The organism is Okeania sp., from assembly GCF_983059655.1.
Window position 1 is genome coordinate 1 of sequence record NZ_CEZPJD010000246.1, and the last position, 10,089, is coordinate 10,089.

Genomic DNA, 10,089 nt, shown 5'->3' on the forward strand with positions numbered 1-10,089 from the left:
GGACCTGCTAAAAGCGCAAAGGCTGTGAGCGAACTTCTTGGAGGAGTAGGAATTGACCGTTATATTCGAGTCAATGTACAAGGAGTAGAAAAATTAATAGATGCTCTTGGCGGTGTCACAGTTAATGTGCCCAAAGACATGAAATACCAAGATGATAGTCAACATTTGTATATTAATCTCAAAGCGGGCAAACAACATCTAGATGGCGATCGGGTTCTACAATTTTTGAGATTCCGCTATGATAATTTAGGGGACATTGGGCGAGTTCAACGCCAGCAACTTTTAATGCGCGCATTTATGGAACAGTCCGTTAATGTAAAAACTTTATCACGACTACCAAAAATTCTTTCGGTAATTCAGTCTCATATTGATACAAATTTGAGTGTTGAGGAATTAGTGGCTTTGATGAATTTTGCTGCTAAAACTGAGCGCTCTAATATACAGATGTTAATGGTTCCTGGTGAGTTTAGTAACCCTGAAGAATATAATGCTAGTTACTGGTTACCAGACCTAAGATCTCTAGATACGATGATTGCTAAACACTTCGATTTTGGTTACGCTCTGGAACAAATAGAAAATTCTGATTCTAATAATTATAATTATATGAGAGTAGCAATTCAAGATAGTACAGATGATTGGCAGTCTGTTGATGAATTAATAAATTCTCTAAATAATTCTGGTTATTGGAATGTCAAAGTTGCTAAACCTCGGAATTCAGCTTTGGATGTGACTCGAATTATTGCTCAGAAGGGAGATATTCAAGCTGCGCAGGAAGTTCAAAAATCTCTAGGGTTTGGAGAAGTTTTTGTAGAAAGTACGGGATCTTTAAGGTCAGATGTGACTATTCAGTTAGGAAAAGATTGGTTATCAATTCAGGATAAATCTCAAAATTCACTAGATTGGTAGTACAAAAGTAAAATTTTGTAGCTAGGGTGCTATATTTACCTAAAATATTAAGGATCTATAGTATATTTTGGGGTAAAGAGTGGAGGAGTGAGGAAGATTGAATATCGAAGTAATTATAGAATTATCAACATATATCATATAACCTGATTCTATATGAGAGACTCGACGTAATGGAAAGCAAACTAATAAAGGGAATAGAGATTAATACTTAACTGTACCTCCCCACCTTAAAAAGTGCTGTAGTATTATGCTTAAATCTAGAAAGACATTCTCCGAGAATGTCTTTACCCTAACAAAATTTTCTGAGATTTGTTGATTTTGATGATAATGATAAAGATGAGTGAATGCTATAAATAAGTATCTGCGATCGTAGAATATGATATCTATTTTTCACAGGATAGGTTACGAAAAACTACCTTATAAGTCCTAATACTATACCTTAATTCAGTAAAAATATATTCTGAAAGTATTGGTAGTTTTGATCAAAAAAAAATTTTAACAGTAAAAAAATCTAGTTATTGAGTTAGAACAGTTTTACGAATAGAAAGTAAAATCAGTACACAAGCAACCTTCAATAACCAGGGAATAAGGTTGAAAAACCATATTAATCCAATGAATCCGATGCAGGGTGCTAGCAAGCGAGGAAGCCCGTCCAGAGTTTTGACATCAGAATTGACACTGACAAAAATAGCCAGACAAGAAATACTTAGGGCAATTATACAGTTCAGGTTCATGATATTTACGTGTGAGTTCTAGATAATGAGTAATCTAGATAAATAGTATAGCTAAAGATCGAATAAATTCCCACATTTTAGAATTAGTATCTAACTATTAGAAACGGGATCGAGAATATGAAATTATATCCATTACGATCCATAACTGTAAAAGCTTCATTACCGTATCAATTAGGGTACAATTTTAGCTCATAATTGCGCAAAAAATAGAATTCGTGCAAAAATAAAAGTGTAAAATAGTTGCAATTACCAGATTTTTTATGGAATTGGATACTTGATAATAATAGTGAAATCACTGAAAAATTACTGAGAGTTTTGCCGCCCTCAGTGGAAGTACTTAGACCTCCAAACTATCCAATTTTTTAAGTAAAATTTGAGTTCCTCAACTAAAAAAGTAAAAGCAAAAACTTGTTAATTTTATTCATCATTAAACCAATGAATTCCTGACATAATACCAAATCCGGTTTACATAGGAAGTTGATTATAAAGGTAAGTCAGAAAGCAGAGGGCAGAAGGGTTAGAAGCATTTGGACAAATTCGCTTTTCATCACCGGATTTGGTATAATTCAAGAATATAGGCATTGCAGAAACTAAAGTAGTTAATTTCAGCTATTCAAGGTAAGTTATACCGTTTCACGGAAGTCAAAAGTCAAAACTCAGAAGTCAGAAGTGAAAGTTGATGGACTTAAAGTAATAGTTATACACTAATTTCAGCTTATTCTTTCACATCATTAGTTGCCAACTATTTGTGACATCTTTAAAGTGAACTTGTATTACTAAAGTTTTTAACCATGATAGGTAAATTTTTCCACAAACCAGAAGCAGAAAATAGCGATCGCGTTCCACCCGGCCAATACTTGGCTAAAGGCTTTCCCGTACTGACTTATGGCGAAACTCCTAATATCAGTACAGATGCATGGGAATTGAAAGTATGGGGTTTGGCTAAACCATTAACCTTTACTTGGTCAGATTTGATGGCCATGCCACAAAATCACTTTACAGCAGATTTTCATTGTGTGACTCGCTGGTCAAAACTAGATGTTCAGTGGACAGGAGTAAAAGTTACAGATTTGATGAAGCGTGTAGAAGTCGAGCCTAAAGCTGTACATATTATGGAGCATTGTTATGGAGGCTACACTACTAATATTTCTGTGAATGACTTTCTCAGAGAAGAAAATTTCTTTGCCCACACTTTATTTGGCGATCCATTACCAGCAGATCATGGTGGCCCTGTACGATTGGTAGTTCCTCACCTCTATGCTTGGAAAAGTGCCAAATGGATTAATGGATTAGAGTTTCTCAAAGATGAGGAGTTAGGTTTCTGGGAGAAGAATGGTTATCACACAAGAGGTGAACCTTGGGCAGAAGAGCGTTATAGTAGCTCTGGTTTTTAAGTATATTTTTTGGTGAGTAGTTTTCTCGTTTTGAGATATTAAAGCTAGTCTGGTATTACAACTGCTAATATCGATCGTGATTTTTCTATCAGAGTTTTTGATCGGCAAAGGCAAAGGGCAGGAGTCATTTCAGTTATCAGTTATCAGTTATCAGTTATCAGTTATCAGTACCTCTGCCTGTTTGCGCAGTATTCCGTAGGAAAGTCAAAGGGTTGAAATATTGAACTTGATTTTTTGGCGTTGGTGAATCAAGCGATGAAACCTAAATTTTGCCAAATATAAAATGCTTTTCAGTTAATCGCTAGGCCATCGCCATTAAAGCACAATCATAGCCGAAATCACCAACGCCGATTTTTTTTCATCCCCTTAAAAGGGGAGGCTTGAGACCTTCTTTTTTGGTCACTTATGCAGTTGTGCAGTAACTTTAGAGGAGGAAATAGGTATAGTTTCAGCTTTTGTTTTGGCTGAAAATTTACCCAAAATTGAATTTCACGCTTCAAATTAGCAACGCTTAAATTGTTAATTATTTGGCTAGGATTTAATAGTAGCGATCGCTAATCCTACAAAAGTTTTCATTTAATTTCATTTAAGTAGAACACAGTAGGGAGGTTCCATCGAATACACCTATTAAGGTATTTAGGGCTTGCTGGTTAAATATCAAACAATTACCAGATAAAGGCTTTAGCCTTTTTAGGCATTGAAAAAGTACATAGTTTTCAGCTATTCATGCTCAAAAAGGAGCGCATTTTTAGCGCATAGTTGGGCAAAAAAATTATTCCCTACTCCCCCGCTCCCCTACTCCTGAAAAAAGACTAGTGAAGCGCAAACCCTATTTAAGGTTGTGGTGCATGAGTGTATGACTTATATATGTCTGAAAACCACTATAAATTATTTCATAAACAGCATAAGTAAACTGGATTAAGTATTACTTTCAGTACCCTTAAAAAATTGATCGAGTCTGTTAAAATACTGTACGACTGTATAAATATTCCTCCTGTAAACTTCTTCTTACCTTGATACCACCAATGACTGAAAACAATAAACCTAAGAACTATCAAGCATCTACAGAAGTTACCTCTGAATTTTCACCTTGGCTAACCCCATTAACTTATTTTTTATCATGCCGTATATTAGTGCCATTTTATTTCAAAATAGAAATCAGAGGTCAAAAAAATATACCAAGAACAGATGCAATTATTCTTGCGCCTACTCACCGTTCTCGCTGGGACCCTCTAATTATTGCTTATGCAGCAGGTTTGTTTGTGACTAAGCGTAAACTTCGATATATGGTCTCTGAAGAACAAACACTAGGTTTTCAAGGTTGGTTTATTCGTCGCTTGGGTGGGTTTCCTGTCGATCGCGATAATCCTGGAATTTCTAGTATTCGCCATAGTGTTCAACTCCTAAAAAACCAGGAAATGTTAGTACTATTTCCTGAAGGAAGAATATATCCCGAAAATAACAAAATTTATCCGATTCAATCAGGAGTTGCTCGCATAGCACTACAGGCAATATCTAGCAAAAAGGAACTTAATCTAAAAATTATTCCTATTAGTATTTTATATGATCGTCCAGCTCCTCCACCATGGAGGTGTGGTGTTAAGATTAATATAGGATATCCTTTAGAAGTCAAAGATTATCTTGATTATTCTACAAAGCAAGCTGCAAAGATACTTACTGATGATCTAGAACTTTCTATGACAGAATTACACAAAAAACATTAGTTTAGGTCAAGCTATCAAAGTAGCTAAAAATCAAGAGCCGTTGCTGAAGCGCGTATATGATATTCATCTTAATTAGGGTTTGCGCTTCACTAGTCTTTTTGCCAAGGCAGGCAGTAGGCAGTAGGCAGTAGTTAAGAGTCAAGAGTTGGAGGGAGTTATAGAGTAGGTACTCAGAAAAATTATCTAAATGTTGGCAGAAGACCCGCGCTCTCCTGCAAGGGAGCGTCGGGATGAATGCCAATCAATGTTGTGGTTTCACATACAATATGTTAAGGTATAAAAAATTTTTAGTAAGTTGTAGATGGTTGAAAAAGCGTACAAATTTAGATTTTACCCTACTCCGGAACAGGAAAATCTGTTGAGGAGAACCTTGGGATGTGTACGCCTCATCTATAACAAAGCTTTAGCTGCAAGAACTCAAGCATGGCTAGAACAACAACAGCGAGTCAGCTACAAAAAAACTTCAGCTATGCTTACCAACTGGAAAAAGCAGGAAGATTTAGATTTTCTTGAGAGAGTAAGCAGTGTACCATTGCAGCAAGGTTTGAGGCATCTACAAACAGCTTTTACTAATTTTTTTAGTGGACGTGCCAAATATCCTAACTTTAAGAGAAAGCGTAATGGTGGTAGTGCAGAATTTACAAAGTCGGCATTTAAGTGGAAAGATGGTCAAGTCTATCTAGCTAAATGTGCTGAACCATTACCTATCAGATGGAGTAGGCAACTACCCAAAAATTGTGTACCAAGTACGATTACTGTCAAACTTGACTGTAGTGGTAGATGGTCTGTATCTTTGAGAGTCAACGACACCAGAGATTTGAGACTCAAACCAACTAACAAACAAGTTGGTATTGACTTAGGAATCACCAATTTAGTTACTACCAGTGATGGAGAAAAAGTTACTAACCCTAAGAATCATTACAAATTACACAAGAAACTGAGGTTAGCTCAGAAGTCTCTAAAGAGAAAAACTAAGGGGTCTAATAACTATCAAAAAGCTAGGCTTAAAGTAGCTAGGATACACGCAAAAATTAAAGATTCAAGGCTTGACTATACTCATAAGCTAACAACTCAACTAATTAGAGAAAATCAAACTATTGTAGTTGAAGATTTAGCGGTAAAAAATATGGTCAAGAATCACAAATTAGCAAGAGCAATTAGTGATGCCAACTGGGGAGAATTAGTCAGGCAATTAGAGTATAAGGCTGATTGGTATGGCCGAGAGTTAATCAAAATTGATAGATATTTCCCTAGTTCTAAGCGTTGTTCTAATTGTGGTCATGTAGTGGAGAAATTACCTCTAAATATTAGAGAGTGGGATTGCCCTGAATGTGCAGCTCACCATGACCGCGACATAAACGCTTCGATCAATATTTTGCGGATGGGAACCCGCGTCGGCGTCAGACGCAAGCGGTCGGACCCCGCGTCGCCGACAGGCGCAAGCGGTGAGACCCCGCGCCGCCGTCAGGCGCAAGGGAATGCTCACCAAGAGAGGGAACGCCGACCAAGAGAGGGAACGCCCACCAAGAAGGCTGCGGGACTCGCAGTGTCAGTCTGTGGAGCGACTGTAAGACCTTCTGAGAGTAAATCTCAGAGGGCGGGTGCATTGAAACAGAAAGCCTCTAACAGTAATGCTAGGGAATCCCGCGCTGTCTCTTAGAGCAGCGTCGGGAGGATGTCAACTCAAGATTGTTATACCCGACACTTGTCCACAAATACTAATTTTCTGAGCCATCTATGCCGAAAATATGGTATTTTTTTCACTCCTTAAACGCTACAACCAATATCAGTCAATCCTTTCATATTTAATCAGCAAGCCCTAATTATTTAGAAAGCATCTATCAAATAAATCTTAAGAGATGTTCAAAAATTTACTGTTTAGTGGGTTACGGTGAATCGCAAAGCTAACTATTAACTTTAACCATGTAATCTGCGTAACTCACTCCACACCAGGATTGAATATTTTATTTACAGATACCCTCTTATACCAATTTGATAAATGTTTACTAAAAATACTGAAACTGTTTCTAGTAGCCAATAGTCAGCTAGATTGAACTGTTATTATCATTTTTGACCATGCATGAAATAATTCTCCAAGTGCTAAATATACATCTGACTTTAACCATTTTTGTTGACCAAACTATTCGTAACATTCTTTTTTCATGCATGGTATTAGGAGTCAGGAAGGAATAAAGAATAAGAAAGAGTAGTAGAAGAAAGTTTTTTGTTCGCACTCTTATAGCGCTACAAGTTTAGGTTAGGACATTCCTAAATCCACCAAACCCACTCACTGTTTACTGTTGCCTGTTGCCTGTTGCCTGTTGCCTAGCGCGTAGCGCTATATCAGTTAGCACAGCTCCCCTGGAAGAGGAACAGGATATCATACCTCTTTTCACCAGCGCCTATTCAGATAAATTATAGACTTAAACTAAGCCTGAGAAAGTCAAAATCATAGTAGTTAAAATTCATCAAATAAGCTGAATTAATTAAACATAATAAAAAAATTATAATGAACGCCTCTAATAAAATAGGGCATTCTATCACCTATAACATAATTGGTATATATAAACATTGGTATATATCTGTTATTATTGTGATTGAATTAAAGATAATAATTATAAATACTAAATTTAATGAAATTTTAACTATTTTTATGACAGTTTTATTGTAGAAATTAATTATAGTTATTTGTACTTAGATCGGCATAGTAGTATAGCCATGTCACCTCCACTGTAAGCAGAAACAAGAATGAATGTTTAAAATTGCTCAATTCAACTTAATCCTAGCAATGGACATTTGTCCTGCTTACTAAAGACAAAAACGTAGAATTTTGTATAAGGAATCTAAAAATTATGGTATCAACACCAGAAAGAATAGCTTCGATCAGTGCTTTTGGCCAGGCACGTTCAACAGTTGAAGGCACACCTCTTAGCCCTGATGAAGTCAAAAAAATGCAAGCTTTTTGGCGTGCTTGTTGCTATTTAATGGTGGGGATGATTTACCTGAAAAAGAATCCTCTCCTACGAGAACCTTTAAAACCCGAACAAATTAAGAGTCGCATTTTGGGACACTGGGGGTCAAGTTCTGGTCAAGCCTTTATATGGATACATCTCAACCGGGTTATCAAAAAATTTGACCTTGATATGATTTTTATGTCCGGTCCGGGACATGGCGCACCAGGAGTACTAGCTCCAACTTATTTAGAAGATACTTACTCAGAAGTTTATCCAGACAAAAGTCAAGATGAACTAGGTTTAGAAAAATTCTTCAAACAGTTCTCTTTTCCTGGTGGTATTGGTAGTCACTGTACGCCAGAAACTCCAGGATCTATTCATGAGGGAGGTGAACTTGGTTATGTACTTTCTCATGCCACAGGTGCAATTCTGGATAATCCAAATTTAATTTGTGTACCAGTTGTTGGAGATGGTGAGTCTGAAACAGGACCTTTGGCGACATCTTGGCACTCTAACAAATTTATTAATCCAATTACAGATGGTGCTATTCTGCCAATTTTGCACTTGAATGGGTACAAGATTAATAACCCAACAATTTTATCTAGAATTAGCCACGAAGATCTAAGAAATCTCTTTTTGGGTTATGGTTATGAACCTTATTTTGTGGAAGGATCTGACCCAGATAGTATGCACCAAGCAATGGCAGCTACCTTAGACCATTGTGTTCAGGAAATTAAAAATATTCAACAACAAGCTAGAACTTCTGGCAATGCTGACTTGCCACGCTGGCCAATGATTGTATTCCGAACTCCCAAGGGATGGTCAGCACCATCAGAAATTGATGGCCACAAAGTTGAAGGCTTCTGGCGGGCACACCAAGTACCGATGACTGATGTGGCTAAAAATCCAGAACACCTCAAAATTCTGGAACAGTGGATGCGTAGTTACAAGCCAGAGGAACTTTTTGATGCCAATGGTAAATTATTAGCAGAATTGCGAGAATTAGCTCCTTATGGTGCCCGTCGGATGAGTGCGAACCCTAATGCTAATGGGGGACTCCTTTGCAAAGAATTGAATATGCCTGATTTCCAGGAATATGGCATAAAGATAGATAAACCTGGAACAATAGAGGCAGAAAATACTCGTCCTTTGGGTGTATTTCTCCGAGATGTCATGCGTAATAACATGACTAATTTCCGGGTATTCGGACCTGATGAAAATACTTCTAATAGACTAAGTGCTATTTATGAAGTCAGTAAGAAGACTTGGATGGCAGAATTTCTACCGGAAGATTTAGATGGTGGAGAGCTGGCACGTGATGGTCGTGTAATGGAAATGTTAAGCGAACATACTCTTGAAGGTTGGATGGAAGGATACATCTTGACTGGAAGACACGTCTTTTTCTCTACCTATGAAGCATTTGCTCACGTCATTGGTTCGATGGTTGGTCAACACGCTAAGTGGATCGAGAAGTGTAATGAACTTAGTTGGCGTGAAAAAATTCCTTCTCTTAATATATTGATTACTTCAACAGTTTGGCGACAAGACCACAATGGTTTTACTCACCAAGATCCTGGTTTCCTAGATGTGATTTCTAATAAGACACCGGATGTAACTCGGATCTATCTACCCCCTGATGTTAATTGTTTGCTGTCGGTTGCAAATCATTGTTTGCGAAGTAAGAACTATGTGAATATAATTGTTGCTGACAAACAGATGCACTTGCAGTACATGGATATGGATGCTGCTATTAAGCATTGTACTAAGGGTATTGGTATTTGGGATTGGGCCAGCAACGACCAGGGAGTTGAACCTGATGTTGTGTTGGCAACTGCTGGTGATATTCCTACGAAGGAAGCTTTGGCTGCTAATATGATGTTACAAGAAGCTTTCCCTGACTTGAAGATTCGCTTTATCAATGTGATTGATTTGTTTAAGTTACAACCAGAGACGGAGCATCCTCATGGATTGAGCGATCGCGATTTTGATAGTTTGTTTACTCTGGATAAACCAATTATCTTTAACTTCCACGGTTATCCTTGGTTGATTCACCGCTATACTTACCGTCGTACTAATCACAATAATCTCCATGTAAGGGGTTATAAGGAAAAGGGTAATATTAATACGCCTTTGGAATTAGCTATTCGGAATAATATTGATCGCTTCAGTATAGCGATGGATGTGATTGACAGGGTAGAGAAGCTAAAGGTTGCAGGTGCTCATGCGAAGGAAAAATTCCGCAATGAGCAAATAGCCTGTCAAAATTATGCCTACGAGCATGGTATTGACCGACCTGATATCGTTAATTGGAAGTGGTCTGACGGTGAAGTCAGAAGTTAGAAGCCAGAAGTCAGAAGTTAAATTCTTGCTGTGACTC

Annotated in this window: 5 protein-coding genes; all 5 read left to right on the top strand. The window is 37.4% G+C overall.

Features of this window, described 5'->3' with window-relative positions; translation table 11 throughout:
- On the top strand, positions 1-906 hold a 906-nt coding region (locus tag AC3DU7_RS15250), incomplete at its 5' end, for an LCP family protein (protein ID WP_488040180.1).
- Between the two features lie 1,525 nt (positions 907-2,431).
- Positions 2,432-3,034 (top strand): sulfite oxidase-like oxidoreductase, encoded by a 603-nt coding sequence (locus tag AC3DU7_RS15255; RefSeq protein WP_488040181.1) that lies wholly within the window; start codon positions 2,432-2,434, stop codon positions 3,032-3,034.
- 1,025 nt (positions 3,035-4,059) lie between these two features.
- On the top strand, positions 4,060-4,758 hold the full coding sequence (locus AC3DU7_RS15260; protein WP_488040182.1) for a lysophospholipid acyltransferase family protein: 699 nt from the start codon (positions 4,060-4,062) through the stop codon (positions 4,756-4,758).
- A gap of 301 nt (positions 4,759-5,059) precedes the next feature.
- Positions 5,060-6,418 (top strand): RNA-guided endonuclease InsQ/TnpB family protein, encoded by a 1,359-nt coding sequence (locus tag AC3DU7_RS15265; RefSeq protein WP_488040183.1) that lies wholly within the window; start codon positions 5,060-5,062, stop codon positions 6,416-6,418.
- A 1,192-nt stretch (positions 6,419-7,610) separates the two neighbouring features.
- Positions 7,611-10,052, top strand: coding sequence for a phosphoketolase family protein (locus AC3DU7_RS15270; RefSeq protein ID WP_488040184.1), 2,442 nt, complete (start codon positions 7,611-7,613; stop codon positions 10,050-10,052).
- Positions 10,053-10,089: the final 37 nt, after the last annotated feature.